The following is a 19,219-nucleotide window of genomic DNA, read 5'->3' as shown; positions in this document are numbered from 1 at the left end:
CATCCTTGCGCCATGAAAGTGCTATGGAAAGTTTTCGCCCGCAATTAAACCGTATTGAAGCTGCATTATCTGGCGTTTCAAATATCGCACCTTCGTCAGATTTCGATTTGAACCATGATTATGGCAAAGCGGGTGCCAATACGCTGACGGATGCAGCTGTATTGATCCCGATCACAAAAGGCCCCCGTGGGTTAGAGGTGATCTTTACAAAACGCTCACAAAAAATGCGCAATCATCCAGGGCAAATTTCATTCCCAGGTGGCAAGGCAGATGCCAGCGATACATCCACGGAATATACAGCCCTTCGTGAAACACACGAAGAGATTGGACTGCATCCTGATAGCATCCAAATTATCGGCGCATTGCCAAAACATGAAACAGTCACAGCTTTTCTTGTGCATCCCTATGTGGGGTTGGTACCAGAAGATGCAATGCCCAAAGCCCTAACGGGCGAAGTTTCCGAAGTCTTTTCAGCCCCGCTAGATCACCTGCTTAATCCCGCAAACTACCAAATCGAAGGCCGCATGTGGCAAGGCCAAGCGCGCAGATATTTTTCCGTACCATATGGCCCCTATTACATATGGGGTGCAACGGCACGCATGATGCGCATGTTCACCGAAATCATGGAAACCCATGATGAAGGTTAAAGCGGATTGGTTACAGAACGCTGGTGCCAAAACTGTATGCGCAGCGTTAAATGATGCAGGTTTCAAAGCGTATTTTGTAGGCGGTTGTGTGCGCAATGCATTGCTGGATGCACCTGCAAGTGACATTGATCTTGCAACCGATGCTTTGCCTGAACAAGTATTGGATATTGCTAAGAACAGCAATTTACGCGCAATTCCAACTGGTATTGAGCATGGTACCGTTACCGTGGTCGCAGATGATGAACCAATTGAGATCACCACCTTTCGCAAAGATGTGGAAACGGATGGTCGCCGTGCCGTTGTGGCCTTTTCCAAAGATATCAAAGACGATGCTTTGCGCCGCGATTTCACAATGAATGCGCTCTACGCGGATATCAGCGGAACAGTTTATGATCCTTTGGATGGTATGGAAGATCTGAAAAACCGCCATGTGCAGTTTATCGAAGATGCGCATCAACGTATCCGTGAGGATTATTTACGTATCCTGCGTTTCTTTCGCTTTCATGCAATTTACGGCGATCCTGCGGGGGGTATTGATGCTGATGCTTTGGATGCTTGCGCCAGCAATCTGGATGGCATCGAAACACTGTCCAAAGAGCGCATCGGGCATGAAATGCGCAAGCTGTTGGCGGCAGATGATCCAGCACCCAGTCTTGCATCCATGTCGCAATCTGGTGTGTTGATGCGGGTTATTGCGGGTGCAAACACTGCATCTGTTGCCCCGCTTGTGCATTTGGAAAATATGGTAAAGGTAAAGCCAAACTGGATGCGCCGTTTATTGGCACTGGGCGGCGAAGATGTGCAAAATGCATTGCGCCTGAGCAAAAAAGAAGCGCAGCTTTTATCCCAAATGAATGAGGTTGTGATCGAAGCATCTTCAGCCAAAGTGGCAGGACATATTTTGGGTATTGAGAGTGGGCGTGATGCAATGCTCGTGCTTGCAGCGCATATGGGTATGCCTGTTTCAGACACGTTGGAACAAGACTTACAAGCGGGTGCTGAGGCAATATTTCCAATCAAATCTGCCGATTTATCGGATCACTACCAAGGGGCTACTTTGGGCAAGCGTTTGAAACAGTTAAAAGCGGCATGGCTTGCATCTGATCTGAATATGACGCAAAGCGCATTACTTGCCTTGCCAAATGGAGATGATGCATGAGCCTGTTTGACCCCGTTTATGCCTTCATCTTTGCAGGCCTCTTTTCCCCTGGGCCAAACGTTATCCTGTTACTTGCATCAGGCGCACGATTTGGCGCGCGTGCAACATGGCCTCATATCCTTGGCGTTGCTATTGGCGTTGGCATTATCGGTGCCTGTGTTGGCTTTGGCATCGGCGCGCTTTTAATCGCACACCCCGAATTGGCGTTCGTACTGAAATGTGTTGCAGCACTTTGGATCCTTTGGATGGCGTGGAGCCTGTACCGTGTTCAAGGCGGCTTGAAAAACGGATCGACCGATAAACCTTTCACATTTGTTCAAGCTGTCCTGTTTCAATGGATAAATCCAAAAATCTGGGCTGTCGCAGTTGCTGCTTCCGCAGGGTATCCACTTGGCTTACCACCCGAAAGCGAAGCTTTGCGCTTGGCGATGGGGTTCACGGGCATAAACTTTTTCGTCTGCACCTTTTGGACCTATTTTGGCGAAGGCGTATCCCGTTTCCTAAGGACAGATCGTGCATGGCTAATCTTTCGCCGCACTATGGCAGTATTTCTTGCCCTTTCCGCGCTGCTGATTTTCCGCTAAATCCCCCACATGACTGAAACATATGAAATAGAACGCCTGCGTTGGCATGGTGATGGTGTGGCATCCGTACGCAATGAGGATGTATTTTTCCCGTTCACATTGCCGGGTGAAATTGTGGCCGGTGATATTGAGCATGGTATTTGCGAAGCGCCCCGTATTGTTGAGCCTGTTTCAGATCGCGTGAAACCGGCCTGCCGTCATTTTAAAAAATGTGGTGGCTGTGTCATGCAACACGCCAGCGATGATTTGATGGCGGATTGGAAAACCAGAATGGTCAGCGATACGCTTGCGCTGAACCATATCAATACAGAACTGCGCCCTATTCATGTGTCGCCTACCCACAGTCGCCGCCGCGCTGTTTTTTCGGCGCAACGGACAAAGAAATCCGCCGAAGTAGGTTTTCACAAACGCGGCTCTGACATCATCATCGATCTGCTGGAATGCCCTTTGATGCACCCTGCTATAATGGCGGGCTTTGATGCTTACCGTGAGTTGGCAAAGCTTGGTTGTTCGCGCAAAACCGAAATTCGCATTGGCGTCACTGTCACCGAAAACGGTTTGGATGTGGATGTTGTGGATGCCAAGGAATTGGAAGTGAAACAAACCGAAACACTTGCACGTTTTGCAGCAGAAAATGGCTTTGCGCGGATTGCATGGAACGGTGAAGTTCTAGCACAACTCACACCCCCCACACAGAAATTTGGAACAGCCCATGTAATCCCGCCCAGTGGTTCATTCTTGCAAGCGACCAAAGAGGGCGAAGAAGCATTGGTTTCCGCCAGCTTGGAAACTTTGGATGGGTGCAAACGTGTGATTGATCTGTTCAGCGGTTCAGGCACATTCAGCCTGCCACTTGCGAAACATGCCGAAGTTCATGCCGTGGAAACATTGCCCGAAATGTTAGAGGCATTAGAGAGCGGATGGCGCAAAGCAACAGATTTGAAAGCTGTCACGACAGAAGCACGTGATTTATTTTACCGCCCCCTGATGTTGGACGAATTAAAGAAATTCGACGGCGTGGTCATTGACCCACCCCGTGCAGGTGCTTTGGAACAAACGCGTATTCTGGCACAATCAGACATTGGAAAAATCTCATTCGTTTCTTGCAACCCTGCCACATTTGCGCGGGATGCGAAGATATTGATCAATGGTGGATACACATTGGATTGGGTCCAAGTCGTGGATCAATTTCGCTGGTCAGCCCACGTGGAATTGGTGGCGCAGTTTACTTTGGCGCGAGGTTAAGTTTCCGCAAAACCCTAGATAACGCCGAGAATACCAATGCCATAATCACTGCAACAGCAATGTTTTGGATATAAAACATTCCACGATCTGCAAGCTCTAGGTTATTCAAAAACCGATACGGTAAACCTGTGGTCACACTGCCAATTGGGGACGCATTGAACGGGCTAACAATGCCCTCAATCCAAACCACATAAATCAGTGTAATACTAACAGCCAAACCGATGGTTTTCTTGATATGTCGGAAGGTGCCCAGAATAAATAGCGCATCAATCCATTGTAAAACAGGGCCTAACAAATGCAGGTAATATTCCTGCCAGGCGGGGCTTGTCCGCACGCCGTCCACATAGAATTGTGTTGGGTCGGACAGGTATATTTTCCAATAGAGCAACACGACCATGAAATTGATAACCATCGTGGCAGAGGCCAAAACCTCATGCCGCTGATCCCGTCGTCCCAATGATCTTTGTAACATCAAGAACGCGGATATTGTGCTGAGTGTCATCGCCCAGTTGGTCAGATACCGATATTGCCAACCGACAAAATTATGGTCTGTGCCAATGAACCCATAGGTGAAATAGAATGCCGCCAGCAAAAACACGACCCAGCGATAGCGTATCACACCTGTTGATTGTTCCATTGTCATTCCTCCCGCGCATTACGCTATTCATTAATCCGTAATAGGAAAGAAAAACCTTACGTCAGGCGCGTTTCACGATGCTGGCAACGCCCATCACATCCAAAACTTTCGCTTCGATATGTTCCGCATTCATCGCTGCAACGTCGTACATTTTTGCAGGGGAATTTTGATCGATAAAGATATCAGGCAATACCATTGAGCGGACTTTTAGTCCTGTATCCAGCAAGCCAGCCTCTGCCATGAAATGCATCACATGACTGCCGAAACCGCCAACAGCGCCCTCTTCAATCGTGATGATCGCTTCATGTGTTTCAGCCAGTTTACGGATCAGATCTTCATCCAAAGGTTTCGCAAAGCGTGCATCGGCAATGGTTGGTGTAATACCTTTAGCTGATAGCGCTTCGGATGCTTTCATCACTTCTTGCAAGCGTGTACCGAACGACAGAATCGCAACCTTTGATCCCTCTTGGATCATGCGGCCCTTACCGATTTCCAGCACTTCACCCTTTTCAGGAATATCAACACCCACACCTTCACCGCGTGGATAGCGGAATGCAGATGGGCGATCATTGATCGAAGCGGCAGTTGCAACCATATGCACCAATTCCGCTTCATCCGCTGCTGCCATAACAACCATGTCTGGCAGGTTCGCAAGGTATGCTACATCAAAGCTGCCTGCGTGTGTGGCACCATCAGCCCCAACCAACCCAGCGCGATCAATCGCGAAACGTACAGGCAAACGTTGCAGAGCAACATCATGCACAACTTGGTCATAGCCTCGTTGCAGGAATGTGGAATACATTGTGCAAAACGGCTTCATGCCACCCGCAGCAAGACCCGCACAGAATGTAACACCGTGCTGTTCGGCAATGCCCACATCAAAACAACGGCTTGGAAACCGTTCAGCGAACAGATCAAGACCCGTGCCATCTGGCATGGCAGCTGTCACCGCAACAATCTTATCATCGTCAGCTGCTTCTTTGATCAGGCTTTCCGCAAATACTTTGGTGTAACTCGGCGCATTCGATTTCGCTTTGTGCTGTTTCCCAGACACAACATCAAACTTGCTGACACCATGGTATTTATCGGCAGAGGCTTCTGCTGGCGCATAACCCTTACCTTTTTTCGTAATCACGTGGATCAACATCGGGCCAGTGGCCCGGTCTTTTACAGTGCGCAAAACACTCAAAAGCTGATCCAAATCGTGGCCATCAATCGGACCGACATAAGAAAAGCCAAGCTGTTCAAACATCGTGCCGCCCACAGTCATATGTTTGACCATATCGCGCGCACGTTTGGCACCATCTTGGAACGGGTCAGGCAAAAGCGATACAACACCTTTTGCCGCCGCTTTCAATTCTTGAAATGGTTCACCAGCATAAAGCTTGGATAAATAAGACGACATCGCACCAACAGGTGGCGCAATCGACATTTCATTGTCATTCAAAATCACAAACAGGCGTTTTTTCAAATGCCCAGCATTGTTCATCGCTTCATAGGCCATGCCCGCAGACATTGACCCATCACCGATCACAGCAATTGCATCGCCCAAACCATGTTCAGGTGCGCCGCCCAAATCACGGGCAACCGCAAAACCAAGCGCTGCAGAAATTGAGGTTGAACTATGCGCTGCTCCAAATGGGTCAAACGCACTTTCAGACCGTTTCGTAAAACCAGATAAACCATCCGCTTGTCGCAAAGTCCGAATGCGATCACGACGACCCGTTAAAATCTTATGCGGGTAACATTGATGGCTCACATCCCAGATCAGACGATCCTTGGGGGTATCGAACACCGCATGAATGGCTGTCGTCAGTTCCACAACGCCCAAACCTGCACCCAAATGGCCACCAGTTTCGGATACAGCCGAAATCGTTTCAGCGCGTAACTCATCCGCAACCTGACACAACTGCGCATCTGTCAGTTGTTTCAAATCCTCTGGCGTGGATATCTTATCCAGCATCGGTGTATTTGGACGGTCATTCGTCACGGTTTAAACTCTTTCGCTACTTATCGCGTTCGATCACGTATTGGGCTACAGCACGCAATGCGTCCGCTTTGGCACCATACGGTGATAACACATCATTTGCCTGTTCTACCAGTAACTTGGCGCGATGTTTCGCCTCATCAAGTCCCAGAATAGAAACGAATGTGGCTTTGCCAGCATCTGCATCTTTTTGCAAACGCTTGCCTGCCGCCTCTGGATCACCTTCGATATCCAGTACATCATCTTGGATTTGGAATGCCAGACCCAGCGCTGTTGCATACGCACCCAGCGCATCTGTTGATTGACCGCCAAGCAATGCACCTGCTTGTGCAGACCATTTAATCAACGCGCCCGTTTTATTCGCTTGCAGGTCTGTGATTTGCTCTAATGTCAGTGGCACAGTTGCAGTTTCTGCTGCAATATCTTGGGCTTGGCCCAAAACCATACCATCCGCACCAGCGGCCTTGGCAATACTACTAATCAACTGAATACGAATAGCATCACTGTCAGCCGCAGCTTGATCAGCCAAAATCTCAAACGCTATGGTTTGCAAAGCATCACCAACCAACACGGCTGTTGCTTCGTCCCATTTCACATGGACCGTTGGCAAGCCACGGCGCAGGTCATCATCATCCATGCAGGGCAGATCATCATGCACCAAAGAGTAGGCGTGGATACATTCAATCGCACTGGCCGCATAAACAGATTGTGATGTCGGCACATCAAACAATGCTGCTGATTCCATGACCAAAAACGCGCGTAATCTTTTGCCACCATTCAGCACCGCATGGCGCATTGGATCAGCGACCAAAGATTGATCTGTCGTTGGCAATAGCGTGTTCAGCTTCGCTTCCACCAACGCCACTGCACTGGTCAGTTGTGACTTAAATTCTGGGGACATTCTGTTAGCCTTCTTGGGCTTTCAAACCAGCAGGTGTGCCATCTGGGCTTAATGTGATTTGCGCCACTTTTTCTTCGGCTTCTTTTAACTTGGTTTCGCAGTGCTGTTTCAACTCTGCGCCACGTTCATAAAGCTTGATAGACTCGTCCAATGCCACTTGGCTGCTTTCCAGTTTAGAAACCACCGTTTCCAATTCTGCCATCGCTTGCTCAAAGCTCATCTCTGCCACGGGTGCGTCGCTCATGCCGAATACTCCATCAAAATCTTAACGTGTGCTGCGGTACTTGCAGCCAACGCCTCAAGATCATATCCGCCTTCAAGAGTCGAGACCAGACGGCCGCCACAAAGCCTTTTTGCCGCTTTTGCAAGCGCATGTGTTGCCCAAACGAAATCATCTTCGGTGAAATTCAGGTTTGCCAGCGGATCCGCATAATGTGCATCAAACCCAGCAGAGATGAAAATCATGTCAGGTTTGAAATGATCCAAAGCGGGTAAGATGGAATTGTTAAACGCAGCTTGCAATGCTGCCCCATCTGCATTCGCTTGCAATGGAATGTTCATCACATTGCCAGACGCACCTGTTTCATGCGCTGCACCCGATCCTGGGTACAATGGCATTTGGTGCGTGGATGCAAAGAATATGCGATCGTCATTCCAAACCAAGTCCTGGGTGCCATTGCCGTGATGGACATCAAAATCCACAATCGCAACGCGGTCATATCCATATTCTTCCAAAGCGTGTTTTGCCCCGACCACAACACTGCCAAACAAACAAAACCCCATAGAGGTAGATGTTTCCGCGTGATGCCCCGGTGGGCGGATCGCGCAAAATGCATTGTCAGCTTGGCCAGAAGCCACCAAATCAACCGCTTCAATATTTGCACCCGCAGCCAGCAAGCCAGCACGAAATGATCCATTGGACATATGCGTATCCGCATCCAATTGCGTCCAACCTGTTGCAGGTTCAGCCGCCTCAACCTTGTCGTAATACGCTTCTGGATGCACACGCAGGATATGTGATTTTTCAGCCAAAGGTGCTTCGTGCCGATCCAAAGCATCAAACTCTGGGGCTTCGAAGCGTTTCAAAACTGCTTGTAAGCGCGCCACTTGCTCGGGATGCCCATCAGGTGTGACATGTTTTAAACAGTCAGTATGCGTGATAAAAGCTGTGGTCATGTTTAATCAGGCGCCAACATATAACCCGCACCGCGCACCGTTTGCAGGTAACGTGGGTTCTTGGGATCGTCTTCAATCTTACGGCGCAAACGTGTGATCTGAACATCCACTGCACGTTCTTGGCTTTGGCCTTTGTCGCGCCCCAAATCTTCAACGAGTTTTGCACGTGAAACAGGCGTATGTGTTCCAGCCGAAAATATACGCATCAGCGCACTTTCCGTTGCCGTTAAACGCACCAAATCATTGCCACGCCACATTTCACCACGTGTCACATCATAGCGAACCTCACCCATTTGTAATGTCTTAGGCGGCTCATTCACTGGCGCATCAGCAGGGACACGACGCAGGATTGCATTAATACGTAGTACCAATTCTTTGGGTTCAAACGGCTTGGTCAAGTAATCGTCAGCACCCGCTTCCAACCCCATAATCCGCTCGCCACTTTCAACCTTGGCCGTCAACAACAGGATTGGCGTGGTTAATGTATCTCGTAATGATTTTGTCAGCGTCAAACCATCTTCGCCAGGCATCATCACATCCAGCACCAACAGGTCGAAATCCAGCCCCTCAAGCAATCTGCGCGCATGTGCTGCATCGCGGGCGGTTGTGACCCAGAACCCATGACGGGCCAAAAACTTTTGCAGCAGCCCACGGATCCGCTCGTCATCGTCTACGATCAGAATATGGGCATCGTTCACATTTGGTACTGACATTAATATTCCCCTAATACCCTATCACTCTAGATGGCTTTTCATCTGTGGGTCCATAATATTCTGCAAAACGGTCCGAAAACCTTGCACAGCATCAGGTCCAGCCGCTTTATAGGCAGAGCGCATACGTTCGCGCTGTGCGCCCGACAAGCTGCGTTCCAGATTTTGTCCCGCTTCAGTTAATTTCAAATTACGTTCCCGACGATCTCGTTTGCCAACTTGGCTTTCCACCAAATTGTCTTCGACCAATTGACGAAGCACACGGTTCAACGATTGCTTTGTGACGCCCAATATATCCAAAAGCGTATTCACTGTGATGTTGGGGTTTCGGTTGATAAAATGCAAGGCGCGGTGGTGCGCGCGCCCATAAGAAGCGTAATTTTGCAAAATTTGATCGGGGTCCGAAGTGAAGCCTTTGTATGCAAAGAACATAAGCTCGATACCTTGCAGCAGTTGGTCATCCGTTAGGAAAAGTAAGTTTTCCCCTTTTGCTGCTTTAGACAAGTCTACCATTTATTTCATCCGATCACGAATATTACGCCGTTTATTCAATTTACGTCAGTATTATTGACTTTCCAAGAATCAAATGATAGCGAAATCCAAGTTTCTTGCAACTTTGTAACGCAAGTTTTTAATTTCGGGTAATAAAATTACTCTACCTACGATGGAAGGATGTTCAGATGGGTTCTTATGATGATCGCGATGGTCAAATCTGGTTGGACGGCAAGCTTATCCCTTGGCGTGATGCACAGGTACACGTCTTAACACACGCAATGCACTATGCCTCTTCTGTATTTGAAGGCGAACGCGCTTACAACGGTAAGATTTTCAAAAGCGTTCAACACTCTGAACGCCTGATCAAATCTGGCGAATACATCGATGTACCAATTCCATACACAGTGGATGAAATCGAAGCCGCTAAATACGAAGTGATGAAAGCCAACGGTTTCAGCGATGCCTATGTCCGCGTATTATGCTGGCGCGGTTCTGGCAATGACATGGGTGTTGCATCGCAAGCAAACCCAGTGCGCATGGCAGTGGCCGCATGGGAATGGGGCAACTATTATGGCGACGCGAAATTCAAAGGCGCCAAATTGGACATCTCTAAATGGAAGCGCCCAAGCCCAGAAACAATCCCATGTTTCGCCAAAGCATCAGGTCTGTACATGATCTGCACAATGGCCAAACACCAAGCAGAGGCCAAAGGCTGTTCTGACGCAATGATGTTCGACCATCGTGGTTACGTGGCCGAAGCAACAGGTGCAAACATGTTCTTTGTTAAAGACGGCGAAGTGCACACACCTGACCCAGATTGCTTCTTAAACGGCCTAACACGCCAAACCGTGTTGGACATGCTTAAGGAAAAGGGCATCAAAACCCATGTGCGCCACATCATGCCAGAAGAGCTGGAAGGGTTCGAACAATGCTGGTTAACAGGTACAGCGGCAGAGGTCACGCCAGTGGGTCAAATCGGCGATTATAATTTCGAGGTTGGCACCATGGCGCGGGACATTTCCGAAAGCTACGAAAAATTGGTTCGTAGCTAAGATATTATACTATGGGCTTTACAATTTAAGTCCATAGTATTCCATTAGGGACATGACTAAAAACCACAAATCTAAGAATCGTAATGACGAGTTTTTCTATGGCGAAAGCTTATGCCTTGTTAATCATGACAATCAGCTAATTTATGATTTTAATAAAATTATAAACGGCGGTATATTCAATGAACGCTTAAGCGATTTTGTTATTGATGATGATATATCCGAAGAAGATGTAAGAGATTACCGGTCACATGTTTTACTACATTGTGTTGGTGCCAAGATTGAACTGATTATAACTCAAAGTAAAAGGCACGAACAATTAACCTTACAAGGCTATGAAACAGTCTATTGCCGAAAACCATTTAGGGTTTGGGGATAAAATGAAAGTTCTTATACTTGGTGGCGCTGGCATGATTGGCCAGAAACTCGCCCATGATATTGCAGCAAACGGTTTAAGCGGCGACACTGCTCACGAACTGATCTTACATGATATCATTACGCCACCATGGAATGGCAAAGGCAGCCCAACCTTACTGACAGGCAACATCTCTGACCCAGAAACATCCACAGCATTAGCCGCCTCAAAACCAGACCTCATCTATTTCCTATCCGCTATTGTCTCAGGCGATGCCGAAGCAAATTTCGCCAAGGGTTGGGATATTAACATGCGCAGTGCTTGGAACCTTTTCGAAGCAATCCGTGCAGAACATGAAGCCTCCAACGGCCGTTATAAACCAAAGGTCATCTTTTCCTCATCTCTCGCCGTCTTCAGCGGCCCCTACCCAGACACCATTCCCGATGATTTTTTCACAGCGCCGCAATCGTCATACGGCGCCCAAAAAGCCGCTGTTGAATTGCTGCTTGCCGATTATGTCCGTAAGGGTTTCATGGATGGGTTTTCGATGCGCCTGCCCACAATATGCGTACGACCGGGAAAACCGAACCTTGCCGCTTCATCCTTCTACTCCAGCATCATCCGTGAACCATTGAATGGGCAAGAGGCGATATTGCCCGTCCCTGAAACGCTGCGCCATTGGTTTGCATCACCTAAAAGTGCCGTTGGCTTTATGACCCATGCCGCCAGTATAAGCGCGTCACAACTGGGCAAACATCTGTCTTTGAATTTGCCGGGTGTTTCATGCACTGTAGCGGATCAAATAGAAGCCTTACACGATATTGCGGGCGCTGATGTGGTGAAACTGATCAAACGTGAACCCAATGAAGCCATACAAAACATCGTTATGGGATGGCCTGAACGCTTTGCTGCAAAGCGCGCTCTTAACTTAGGCTTTCAGGCTGATAAAGATTTCAAAGCGATCATTCAGACCTATATCGATACAGAGCTATGTCATAAATAGTGACGTAAATGTGCCACGTTACATAACGTGATCGTTCGTCACTTGCCCCCGTCAATCTTTGTCTGGTATTCTAGAATCACCTTAGCACCAAGGTACGGTGCGCTATACGGAGGACACGGTTCTGACTGAACGTGTTGATGCAGCAGACGCTGCGAATAAAAATATACCCAGCATGTCTATGCTGGATCTGGTTCTGAACTCCCTTCAAGATGATAAAGCCGAAGATATTGTAACGATAGAGTTGCAAGGCAAATCACAGATGGCGGATCATATGGTCGTAGCGACAGGTCGTTCTACACGCCAAGTTTCTGCGATTTCTGAAAAGTTGGTAGATAACCTTAAGCAAAACATGGGTGTGATTGCACGCATGGAAGGCAAAGGCGCTGGCGATTGGGTTTTGATCGATGCAGGTGATATCATCATCCACATCTTCCGCCCTGAAGTGCGCGAGTTCTATCAGTTGGAGAAACTGTGGCTGCAATCGGCTGAACCAGAAAACGTATAATCCATGCGCGTCCAGCTTTCAGTTGTTGGTCGCCTGCGTAATGGCCCCGAAAAAGACCTTATCGATGATTATGTAACGCGCTTTGAACGCAGTGGTAAAGCATTGGGTTTTACCGAGTGTACCATCGTGGAAGTCGAAGACAAAAAAGGCGGCGGCCAATCAGCCGAAGCAGATCTATTGCTTAAATCCATTCCCAAAGGGTCTGTGATTGTCACACTTGATGAACGCGGCAAACTGATTTCATCCCCAGAGTTCGCGCAACAATTGGCGCGCTGGCGGGATGACGGCCCATCCTGCATATGCTTTGTGATTGGTGGCGCAGATGGCATTATCAAGGAACTGCGCGCACAAGCACATTACTCTATCTCCTTTGGTAAAATGGTCTGGCCACACATGCTGGCGCGCGTCATGCTAACCGAACAACTTTACCGCGCTGTCAGCATTTTGGCAGGCAGCCCTTATCACCGCGTATAATTACTGGCGCACGGCCATTATTCCAGACACAACAATCAGCATCATTCCCGCCAGCATTGTGACATCTGGAATATCGCCAAAAAAGATAACCCCCCACAAAACGGCAAAGGCAACATAGGCAAAATCGAATGTTGCAATAACTGATGATCGACCAATTTGATATGCAATAGCCGCACCAATGCTGCCTATCAAAATGGCGATCGCCAATACGATAAGTACCATAAAATCACTTTGCGTTAGAACCACCCAACTGGTGGATAAGAAAGAACCTGCATCAGGTGTGAACGATGCAAAGTTCAGCAAAGCTGGCGCAAGTAATCCGACCACAACAAATGAGATATTCAGTGCAAGCGACAATACCAACGGATGTTCGTTACTGCATTTCGTGCGCGTTAAAATCATAGATAGCGCATATAAAACCGCCGAGGCCAGCGGCAGCAATGCATAGAAATTAAAATCGTCTGCTTTTGGCTGCAGTATTAACCCGACACCGCAAAACCCAAGCAGCACTGCCAACCACCCAAGTGGTTTTACTTTTTCACCCACAAACAATGCAGAGAATAAAGTGATGAAAATAGGCAAAGTATAATAAGCCGCCGCCGCTACGGATAGCTGTAAATGTGGTAGAGCAGCGTAATAGATAACCCACATGAACGACAGCATAAGGCTGCGGATGAGTGTCCATATAAATGCCGTAGGGATTATCCCAACTGTTGAGTATTTCATCCGCAAAATGCCAAATAGAAGCGGAATAATTAAACAAGATCGCAACACGAAAATCTGCCACAAAACCAAGTTTGCACTAGAGTTTTTAATCAGCGCATCCCCAAGCGAAAGTGCAAATACCGTAAAAACAATCACCATAACGGCAAATCTTGTTCTGTCGGGTAGTGTCGTTTGCTTCATAGACATCGCGATACTCAATTATGTAACTTTAAATTAAGCATATTTATAAAATATCACATGTAAATTTACTTATTTTCTCAAATAGTATACTTTTAGTTATGCAAAATTTACGCAGAACGTTGCCCCCACTTTCTAGCTTGTTGCCATTTGAGGCTACAGCAAGATTGGGCAGTATCACCAAAGCGGGTTATGAACTTGGCCTCACGCAAGCCGCCATTAGTAAACAGATTCGCGCCTTGGAACAAAATATTGGTATCCAGTTATTTGAGCGGCGAAACAGGGCACTGTTCTTAACCCAAGATGGTCGCGAATTACAAAAAGTTGTTGCCGAAACGCTTTTTACACTTAGCGACTTTACACAGGGGCTGCGCCATAAATCCTCTGATGGTGAAATCGTGTTGCATGCACAACTCTGCGAAGGGTTGTATTGGCTGATGCCACGGTTATCCCAGTTTTACCAAAAGAACCCTAACATCGCGGTCAGAGTGGCCGTTTCAACGTTACCAATCACACAAGCATCAGAGCGATTTGATCTAGCTTTACAAACCTCAAACCGTGACAGCGGTAATGCGAAATGCTTGCACACCACCCCTGACACAGTATTCCCAATATGCAGCCCAAAATATCAAAGTAATTTCTCCAAACCACTATCGATAAAAAATATCCCCCAGTATCGCTTGTTACATCATGTAACCACACCCCAAGACTGGACCACATGGGATGAATGGTTTGCAAAGCTTGGCATAGATATTCGCGTCCAAACAAAAGGCGAAGTTTATGACAGTTTTCCAATGATGATCCAAGCCACTATAGAAGGGCACGGCATCGCATTGGGGTGGGGTCACACTGCCAAGCAGCTGATAGATGACGGCCTTTTAATTAAACCATTCAACGAACAAATGTTATTGCCTGACGGAATTTCTGTTTATCGGCCTTCAGAATTTGAAATGCGCGAAGACACATCAGTCTTACTTGACTGGATAATAGACGAACTGTCCTAAATTTAATCACCCAAGATTTGCGCGCTCTATTTCTGCTTCAGACAACGCATATCTACCAGCATACTTTATGCGTGCAGAAATAAGCCTAGAATCATCTGGGCACATACCTAAGGTTCGAATAAATTCGATCCGTTGTTGTGACTTCAATGCTTCACGATCAATAATTTGACCCCCAGGAGAAACATAAACCAAGGCACTGCGAGGATAGATGTGAAAACATTAAGTTTTAACCGCCTCATATCATCCCTTTGATCAATTTACCTTCACAATAGATCGGTTCCCATTTCGGACCAAAACAAAACATTTGAATCCACATCCCCTGTTGAACCTGAACTACTCCGCCAGTATGGTGCAGCAAATCACAAGGATGACGAAATGACTGCCCGCAAACCCGTTGTATTATGTATTTTAGACGGCTGGGGATTGCGTCCTGAAACAGAGGCAAATGCTGTAGCTTTGGCAGACACACCAACCTTTGATCGCATTATGGAAAGTTGCCCATCCTCAACCTTAATTACCTACGGTCCAGATGTTGGTCTGCCCGTCGGGCAAATGGGTAATTCTGAAGTGGGTCACATGAATATTGGTGCAGGCCGCGTTGTGGAAATGGACTTACGTCGCATTGATAGTGCCATTGAAAACGGCACATTTTCCAGCTTGCCAAGTGTGATCCGTTTTATTGAAACCATGAAAGCATCGGGCGGTATTGTACACTTGATGGGTGTTCTGTCAGATGGCGGTGTACATTCGCATATTGATCACATGATTGCCACTGCAGAAGCGCTCACGGATGCCGGCCTGACCGTCGCCATTCATGCGTTTACAGACGGACGCGATGTGGCTCCAAAGTCAGCACGTACATATTTGGAAGAACTTCGTGACGACCTACCAAAAGGTGCTTTTATTGCAACCGTGTCTGGCCGTTATTATTCCATGGATCGCGACAACCGTTGGGAACGTGTTGAGCTAGCCTATGAAGCCATCGCGAATGCCAAAGGATACACAGCAGACACAGCATCCGAAGCCATTGACGTTGCTTACGGTAAAGAAGTGTTTGATGAATTTATCAAGCCACGTGTTTTGGGTGATTACGCAGGCATGAATGATGGCGATGGTATTCTATGCCTAAACTTCCGCGCTGACCGTGCGCGCCAAATCATGGCAGCCTTTGGTGATCCTGATTTTAAAGGGTTCGATACAGGCAAACGTCCTAAATTCGCAACTGTTAGCGGTTTTGCTGAATACTCTTCACGCCACAGCACCTATATGGATTGTATTTTCCCAGACCAAGAATTGAAAAATACACTTGGCGAATGGGTGTCCGCAAAAGGCAAAAAACAGCTCCGAATTGCTGAAACTGAAAAATATCCACACGTGACGTTTTTCTTGAATGGTGGCATTGAACAGCCTGCAAAAGATGAAGAGCGTTATTTGGCGCCCAGTCCAAAAGTGGCAACCTATGATCTGCAGCCAGAAATGTCTTCGGGTGAGGTAACTGATAATCTGGTAGATGCGATCAAATCCGATAAATACGATTTGATCGTCGTGAACTATGCCAACCCGGATATGGTCGGCCATACTGGTGATCTTCAGGCAGCTATAGCCGCCTGCGCGTCAGTTGATCGTGGTCTTGCGAAAGTGATTCCAGCATTAGAAACCCAAGGCGGTGCTATGATCGTTTGTGCTGATCATGGCAATTGCGAAACTATGGTAAACCCAGAAACGGGTGAGCCGCATACCGCGCACACTACAAATCCTGTACCTGTAGTCTTGATTGGTGGGCCAAAAGGGGCCAAGTTACGTACAGGTGGACGTTTGGCTGATTTAGCGCCAAGTTTGCTGGAACTAATGGGCCTAGAGAAGCCCGATGAGATGACGGGCGAAACTCTGATTTGTTGAGATTTTCAAAAGCAATAGCACTGGCTACAGTGATACAGTTTACAACTGTACCCTTTAGTGCGTCTTTCGCAGAAAGCCCAATGCAGCTGGCACAATCCGCTGCCACAGATCTGAAAGCTGCGTCTGTTGCGTTAAAAAAAGCCCGTGATGCAGATGACCGCGTTGCCGCCCTAAGCCAAACAGTTCAAGCCTATGAAAACGGATTACTTGCTGTGCGCGAAAGCCTGCGTGCGGCAACCATCCGTGAACAAGTTCTAAAGCTTGATCTGGCGCGCCAACGCGATCAGATCAGCCGTTTATTGGGCGTCTTACAAACAATGGAGCGTGCAACAACGCCATTGCTAATGATCCATCCAGCTGGCCCCGTTGGAACAGCCCGTTCAGGTATGATCATGTCTGAAGTGGCACCTATGTTGCAAGTTCGTGCCGATGAGTTGAAATCACAGCTGCAAGAAATCGAAGGCCTTAGCAATCTACAAAAAGACGCGGAAACGGAATTACAATCTGGCCTCGCAGGAGCACAAGATGCACGCGTTGCCCTTGCAACAGCAATCAGCGAACGCACAGATTTACCAGTTCGTTTTGCCGCTGATCCAGTGCGCGCACAAATCCTTGCAGATAACAGTGAAACTCTTGAAAGCTTTGCTACAGGCCTCACCGACATTCCACTAGACGGATTAGAACAAGACGAGCAATTGTCGTTCCTTGCTGCCAAAGGGGATATCCCTTTGCCAACTGGTGGTGCTTTACTGCGCGCATTTAACGAAACAGACGCCGCAGGGATAAAACGCCCTGGTATTGTTATAACAGCACGCCCATTATCACTGATCACATCTCCAACATCCGCCACAATCCGTTTTGCAGGATCATTTTTGGATTACGGCAAAGTGATTATTCTAGAGCCCGAACCTGGATATTTGATGGTTCTTGCAGGCCTTAATCAAATCTACGGAGAGTTTGGTCAGATCGTAAATGCAGGCGATCCAATCGGCCTTTTGGGTGGAAAACAACCAAAAGCTCAAGATTTTTTGATCGAAGCGTCAGAAGGTGGTGGCACAATTGGTCAAGAATCGCTCTATATAGAGATAAGAAACAATGGTGAACCTGTCGATCCGACAGAATGGTTTGCTGTAAGCAACATATAGGAACGTACGATGAAAAAGATATTCGCAGCAGCCGTAGGCGGCACAATGGCAGGGTTATTGCTGACAGCAAATTTCACGGCACCCCTTATTGCGCAAGAAACAAAGCAAACAAAATCAACATATGAACATCTAGATTTATTCGGCGATGTTTTTGAACGCATCCGCTCTGGCTATGTTGAAGAGGTCAATGAAGAAGAATTGATCCAAAGCGCAATCAACGGCATGTTAACATCGCTTGATCCACACTCAAACTTTTTACCAGCCGAAGATTTTGATACCATGCGCGTCCAAACGCGTGGCGAATTCGGCGGCCTAGGCATCGAAGTGACACAAGAGAATGGCTTTGTAAAAGTTGTGACACCAATTGATGATACACCTGCGGAAAAAGCAGGCGTTCAATCTGGTGACTTCATCACCAAAGTAGACGGCGAAGCGACCCTTGGTATGACATTAGACGAAGCTGTCGATTTGATGCGCGGCCCTGTTGGCTCTGAAATCGTAATTACAATCGTACGCGAAGGCACAGATGAGCCTTTCGATATCACAATCGTACGTGACCAGATCAAAGTGAAAGCCGCGCGTGTGCGCACCGAAGGCGACACAGTTGTGATGCGCGTTTCCGGCTTCACGGATCAAACATATAAAAACCTAAAAGAAGGTATCGAAAAGCAAATCGAAGAATCTGGTGGTATCGACAAAGTCGGCGGGTTCGTTTTGGATTTGCGCAACAACCCAGGCGGTTTGTTGAACCAAGCAATCCTTGTATCCGATGCATTCCTTGAAGAAGGTGAAATTGTTTCAACACGTGGCCGCGACAGCAACGACAGCGATCGCAGCAATGCAAAACCAGGCGATCTGGCACAAGGCAAACCAATCGTTGTGTTGATCAACGGTGGTTCTGCATCGGCATCTGAAATCGTTGCAGGTGCATTACAAGATCATCACCGTGCAGTTGTGGTTGGCACCCGCAGCTTTGGTAAAGGTTCTGTTCAAACAGTTATGCCGTTACAAAGTGGCTCTGGTATCAAACTGACAACAGCACGCTATTACACACCATCTGGTCGTTCGATCCAAGCCTTGGGTGTTGCACCTGATATTTTGGTTGAACAACGTTTGCCAAAACCAGATGAAGAAGACGGTGAAACACCGCGCAGCCAGCGCTTTGAATCAGATCTACGCGGCTCATTGTCAAATGACAGCCTGACAGACGATCAAAAGAAACAGCTAGAAGAAGAACGTACAGCCCGTGAAGATGCTGCGAAGTTACGTAATGACGATTATCAATTGTCATATGCAATCGATATTCTTAAAGGCCTAACCGTTCTATCAGACGCAAAATAA

The 19,219-nt window shown here is 47.6% G+C and carries 21 protein-coding genes; 13 read left to right on the top strand and 8 right to left on the bottom strand.

The annotated features are described in order from the left end of the window. Nucleotides 1-5: 5 nt before the first annotated feature. The 4 genes from F9L33_RS08535 to F9L33_RS08520 are packed head-to-tail and all read left to right on the top strand — an operon-like array spanning nucleotide 6 to nucleotide 3,635. Nucleotides 6-647 (top strand): CoA pyrophosphatase, encoded by a 642-nt coding sequence (locus F9L33_RS08535; RefSeq protein ID WP_226804043.1) that lies wholly within the window; start codon nucleotides 6-8, stop codon nucleotides 645-647. After that, on the top strand, nucleotides 634-1,806 hold the full coding sequence (locus F9L33_RS08530; RefSeq protein WP_370452095.1) for a CCA tRNA nucleotidyltransferase: 1,173 nt from the start codon (nucleotides 634-636) through the stop codon (nucleotides 1,804-1,806). Before F9L33_RS08535 ends, F9L33_RS08530 begins: the two co-directional genes overlap by 14 nt. After that, nucleotides 1,803-2,390, top strand: a complete 588-nt coding sequence (locus F9L33_RS08525) for a LysE family translocator (protein ID WP_152142338.1) — start codon at nucleotides 1,803-1,805, stop codon at nucleotides 2,388-2,390. Before F9L33_RS08530 ends, F9L33_RS08525 begins: the two co-directional genes overlap by 4 nt. A gap of 9 nt (nucleotides 2,391-2,399) precedes the next feature. After that, nucleotides 2,400-3,635 (top strand): class I SAM-dependent RNA methyltransferase, encoded by a 1,236-nt coding sequence (locus F9L33_RS08520; protein ID WP_152142337.1) that lies wholly within the window; start codon nucleotides 2,400-2,402, stop codon nucleotides 3,633-3,635. Here the strand turns inward: F9L33_RS08520 and F9L33_RS08515 are convergent. The 7 genes from F9L33_RS08515 to F9L33_RS08485 all read right to left on the bottom strand — a co-directional run bounded on the left by F9L33_RS08515 (nucleotide 3,616) and on the right by F9L33_RS08485 (nucleotide 9,559). Next, nucleotides 3,616-4,272 carry a hypothetical protein gene (locus F9L33_RS08515; protein WP_193222002.1) on the bottom strand — a complete coding sequence of 219 codons (657 nt, stop codon included), beginning with the start codon at nucleotides 4,270-4,272 and terminating at the stop codon, nucleotides 3,616-3,618. The genes F9L33_RS08520 and F9L33_RS08515 overlap by 20 nt on opposite strands. A 61-nt stretch (nucleotides 4,273-4,333) precedes the next feature. Further along, complete coding sequence (dxs, locus tag F9L33_RS08510) at nucleotides 4,334-6,235, bottom strand: 1-deoxy-D-xylulose-5-phosphate synthase (RefSeq protein ID WP_226804063.1); 1,902 nt, start codon at nucleotides 6,233-6,235, stop codon at nucleotides 4,334-4,336. A 43-nt stretch (nucleotides 6,236-6,278) separates the two neighbouring features. Further along, nucleotides 6,279-7,160 carry a polyprenyl synthetase family protein gene (locus F9L33_RS08505; protein ID WP_152142334.1) on the bottom strand — a complete coding sequence of 294 codons (882 nt, stop codon included), beginning with the start codon at nucleotides 7,158-7,160 and terminating at the stop codon, nucleotides 6,279-6,281. Nucleotides 7,161-7,164: 4 nt separating this feature from the next. Next, nucleotides 7,165-7,404, bottom strand: a complete 240-nt coding sequence (locus tag F9L33_RS08500) for an exodeoxyribonuclease VII small subunit (protein WP_152142333.1) — start codon at nucleotides 7,402-7,404, stop codon at nucleotides 7,165-7,167. After that, nucleotides 7,401-8,336 carry a histone deacetylase family protein gene (locus F9L33_RS08495; RefSeq protein WP_152142332.1) on the bottom strand — a complete coding sequence of 312 codons (936 nt, stop codon included), beginning with the start codon at nucleotides 8,334-8,336 and terminating at the stop codon, nucleotides 7,401-7,403. Before F9L33_RS08495 ends, F9L33_RS08500 begins: the two co-directional genes overlap by 4 nt. A 2-nt stretch (nucleotides 8,337-8,338) precedes the next feature. Then, complete coding sequence (locus tag F9L33_RS08490) at nucleotides 8,339-9,049, bottom strand: response regulator (protein ID WP_152142331.1); 711 nt, start codon at nucleotides 9,047-9,049, stop codon at nucleotides 8,339-8,341. 21 nt (nucleotides 9,050-9,070) lie between these two features. After that, the gene (locus F9L33_RS08485) at nucleotides 9,071-9,559 is read right to left on the bottom strand and encodes a MarR family winged helix-turn-helix transcriptional regulator (protein ID WP_152142330.1); all 489 of its coding nucleotides are present in this window, start codon (nucleotides 9,557-9,559) and stop codon (nucleotides 9,071-9,073) included. A 167-nt stretch (nucleotides 9,560-9,726) separates the two neighbouring features. Between F9L33_RS08485 and F9L33_RS08480 the strand changes: the two genes are divergently transcribed. The 5 genes from F9L33_RS08480 (at nucleotide 9,727) to rlmH (ending at nucleotide 12,927) form a co-directional block, all read left to right on the top strand. Then, nucleotides 9,727-10,593, top strand: a complete 867-nt coding sequence (locus F9L33_RS08480) for a branched-chain amino acid aminotransferase (RefSeq protein ID WP_152142329.1) — start codon at nucleotides 9,727-9,729, stop codon at nucleotides 10,591-10,593. Nucleotides 10,594-10,645: 52 nt separating this feature from the next. Beyond that, a complete protein-coding gene (locus F9L33_RS08475) occupies nucleotides 10,646-10,969 on the top strand; it encodes a hypothetical protein (protein ID WP_152142328.1) in 324 nt (107 codons plus the stop codon). A 1-nt stretch (nucleotide 10,970) separates the two neighbouring features. Further along, nucleotides 10,971-11,948, top strand: coding sequence for a D-erythronate dehydrogenase (gene denD / locus F9L33_RS08470; RefSeq protein WP_152142327.1), 978 nt, complete (start codon nucleotides 10,971-10,973; stop codon nucleotides 11,946-11,948). A 172-nt stretch (nucleotides 11,949-12,120) separates the two neighbouring features. Further along, nucleotides 12,121-12,453 (top strand): ribosome silencing factor, encoded by a 333-nt coding sequence (gene rsfS / locus F9L33_RS08465; protein WP_152142525.1) that lies wholly within the window; start codon nucleotides 12,121-12,123, stop codon nucleotides 12,451-12,453. 3 nt (nucleotides 12,454-12,456) lie between these two features. After that, nucleotides 12,457-12,927 carry a 23S rRNA (pseudouridine(1915)-N(3))-methyltransferase RlmH gene (gene rlmH, locus F9L33_RS08460; RefSeq protein WP_152142326.1) on the top strand — a complete coding sequence of 157 codons (471 nt, stop codon included), beginning with the start codon at nucleotides 12,457-12,459 and terminating at the stop codon, nucleotides 12,925-12,927. Here rlmH and F9L33_RS08455 read toward each other — a convergent pair whose 3' ends face one another. After that, the gene (locus tag F9L33_RS08455) at nucleotides 12,928-13,833 is read right to left on the bottom strand and encodes a DMT family transporter (protein ID WP_226804042.1); all 906 of its coding nucleotides are present in this window, start codon (nucleotides 13,831-13,833) and stop codon (nucleotides 12,928-12,930) included. Nucleotides 13,834-13,931: 98 nt separating this feature from the next. Between F9L33_RS08455 and F9L33_RS08450 the strand changes: the two genes are divergently transcribed. The 4 genes from F9L33_RS08450 (at nucleotide 13,932) to F9L33_RS08430 (ending at nucleotide 19,219) form a co-directional block, all read left to right on the top strand. After that, the gene (locus F9L33_RS08450) at nucleotides 13,932-14,834 is read left to right on the top strand and encodes a LysR substrate-binding domain-containing protein (RefSeq protein ID WP_152142324.1); all 903 of its coding nucleotides are present in this window, start codon (nucleotides 13,932-13,934) and stop codon (nucleotides 14,832-14,834) included. A gap of 375 nt (nucleotides 14,835-15,209) precedes the next feature. Further along, nucleotides 15,210-16,733 carry a 2,3-bisphosphoglycerate-independent phosphoglycerate mutase gene (gpmI, locus tag F9L33_RS08440; protein WP_152142323.1) on the top strand — a complete coding sequence of 508 codons (1,524 nt, stop codon included), beginning with the start codon at nucleotides 15,210-15,212 and terminating at the stop codon, nucleotides 16,731-16,733. Between the two features lie 29 nt (nucleotides 16,734-16,762). After that, nucleotides 16,763-17,878, top strand: coding sequence for a murein hydrolase activator EnvC (locus F9L33_RS08435; protein WP_226804041.1), 1,116 nt, complete (start codon nucleotides 16,763-16,765; stop codon nucleotides 17,876-17,878). Nucleotides 17,879-17,887: 9 nt separating this feature from the next. Then, entirely contained in the window at nucleotides 17,888-19,219 is a 1,332-nt protein-coding gene (locus F9L33_RS08430) for a S41 family peptidase (protein ID WP_152142322.1), read from the top strand.

This window comes from Amylibacter sp. SFDW26, from assembly GCF_009184395.1.
GTDB lineage: Bacteria > Pseudomonadota > Alphaproteobacteria > Rhodobacterales > Rhodobacteraceae > Amylibacter.
The sequence above is the reverse complement of the archived record's forward strand: the minus strand, read 5'-3'. Positions and strand labels throughout refer to the sequence as shown.